We start from the raw sequence: 2098 nt of genomic DNA on the forward strand, positions 1-2098 counted from the left end.
GTTAGAAATAATGGAACCCAGCGATTTTTAGCAAACACACCCAATCCCTGCATTAAATACCCCCGAAACATATATTCCTCAAAACTGGTTTGCAGTGGAATAAATATAACCGCAATTCCTACCAGAATAAGAAATGAGGTGGGTTCAAAATTTAACTGATAATCTTCAGGATAAAAGAAATAATATGCCAGGGTGGTTAAGATAGTAAAGATAGCTACCAGGGTAAAAGCAAAGAAAAACCGGTTCCAATCTACTTTTTTTCGTGTAGTGGTTAAGGTTTTTAATGGCTGCGAATGCAGGTATTTTGCATTGAATAAAACCGCCACCAATCCGGCTGCAAAAGGTAATAATAAGAAAAACAACGTTAGATTAGAATCAAAGACTTTTAAAACTGCTGTTTCGTCCATAGCGGCATCAAAACCACCTTCCAAAAAAAGAGCTACTAGAAACGGAATTTGGGCCATAAAAACCGCAATCATAATTATAACTACCCCAATAATGTATCTCCATAATTCATGATGATACCGAAACGCCTGCGCTATATACATTTACTAAAAATTAAATTCCCAGCTTTTAGCTGGATTATATTGAATATTTCCTTTTTCTACCTCTAAAGGGCTTTGAATATTATTGGTATACAAACTTCCGGTGCCAAGTCCCTGTGGCATTTTATTGTTTTTTGTATAAGTAAATTGGGAAATTGCATTTAGCCCTACATTACTTTCTAAAGCACTGGTGATCCACCAGCCAATATTGTTTTCTTCGGCTAAATCTATCCATTCTTGTGTGCCTTTAAAACCACCGATTAAACTGGGTTTTAAAATTATATACTGTGGCTTTATTGTATGTAACAATTCTTTCTTCTTTGTTACATTAAAAACGCCAATCAATTCTTCGTCTAAAGCAATTGGCAGCGGAGTTTCCAGGCATAAACCTGCCATTTCCTTCAGCTGTCCCTGTTTTATAGGTTGCTCTATGCTATGTAGTTGAAATTCACTTAAACGCTTCAGTTTTTCCAGGGCTTCTTCAGGTTTAAAAGCTCCATTTGCATCTACGCGTAATTCTATTTCTTCGGAAGAAAATTCAGAGCGAATATATTTTAAAAGCTCCAGTTCGGTTTCAAAATCTATCGCGCCAATTTTCATTTTAATACAATCAAATCCCGTTTCAATTTTCTCCTGAATCTGGGATTTCATAAATGATTTCTCCCCCATCCATATTAATCCGTTAATAGGAATTGAAGCTTTTCTTTTTGTAAATTCTGAAGGGAATATTTCAAATGGATTTTCAGCTTTTAAAGATCTAAAAGCCATTTCTACTCCTATTTGAATGCTGGGGAATTCTTCTAACTCTTCCCAAAGCATCGTTTCGCCCAAACTAATATTGTTGCAAACCCACTGCAATTTTTCTTCGTAATCTGGCCTATCGTCTACACTTAGGCTTCTAAGAATACCGCATTCACCGTAACCAACTTTATCAGCATCGGTGATTTTTAAAAACCAGGTTTCTTTGGTAGTAAGAACGCCCCGCGAAGTTCCGCTGGGGCGCTTAAATTTTAAGATATACTTTTTATAATCTGCCTGCATATAATTTTATTGCGAAAAAAGTTGAAATTAAAGTTCCAGACTCTCTCCTATTTCAAGAAGCATAAGGTCTTTACCTTCATCAAAGAATTTTCTTTTTGCTTCTTCGTGGTCTATTTCAATATAACCAAAAGTATCATAATGGCAACCCAAAACTTTGTCACATTCTACAAAATCACTGGCTACTATGGCATCTTCTACACCCATTGTAAAATTATCGCCAATAGGCAAAATTGCAAGATCTAAAGTAGTGCGCTGCGGAATCAATTTCATATCCATAGTAAGCGCAGTATCGCCGGCAATATAAATATTTTTGTGTTCTCCTTCAATTACGAATCCGCCAGGTTGACCGCCGTATTTTCCACCGGGAAAAGAGCTGGTATGAATCGCATTTACGTATTTTACTTTTCCGAATTCAAAATCCCAGCTTCCGCCATGATTCATGGGGTGAACTTCAATCCCTTTTTCTTCGTAATGATTTGCGATCTCAAAATTACTCACAATTACAGCACCTG

The 2098-nt window shown here is 36.5% G+C and carries 2 protein-coding genes and 1 pseudogene; all 3 read right to left on the reverse strand.

The features are described 5' to 3' along the window. Positions 1-548: pseudogene (locus AACZ30_RS13775) on the reverse strand (CPBP family intramembrane glutamate endopeptidase); the annotation flags it as partial. A gap of 3 nt (positions 549-551) precedes the next feature. Then, entirely contained in the window at positions 552-1586 is a 1035-nt protein-coding gene (locus AACZ30_RS13780) for an o-succinylbenzoate synthase (RefSeq protein WP_339650091.1), read from the reverse strand. Positions 1587-1613: 27 nt separating this feature from the next. Further along, the coding region (locus tag AACZ30_RS13785; RefSeq protein ID WP_339650092.1) for a metal-dependent hydrolase at positions 1614-2098 on the reverse strand (485 nt) is incomplete at its 5' end.

This window comes from uncultured Salegentibacter sp., from assembly GCF_963972535.1.
In the GTDB taxonomy this organism is placed as follows: Bacteria; Bacteroidota; Bacteroidia; order Flavobacteriales; family Flavobacteriaceae; genus Salegentibacter.

Coding starts and splice junctions, on each gene's coding strand:
- AACZ30_RS13780 (WP_339650091.1), bottom strand. CDS start 1,586: ATGCAGGCAGATTATAAAAAGTATATCTTAAAATTTAAGCGCCCCAGC.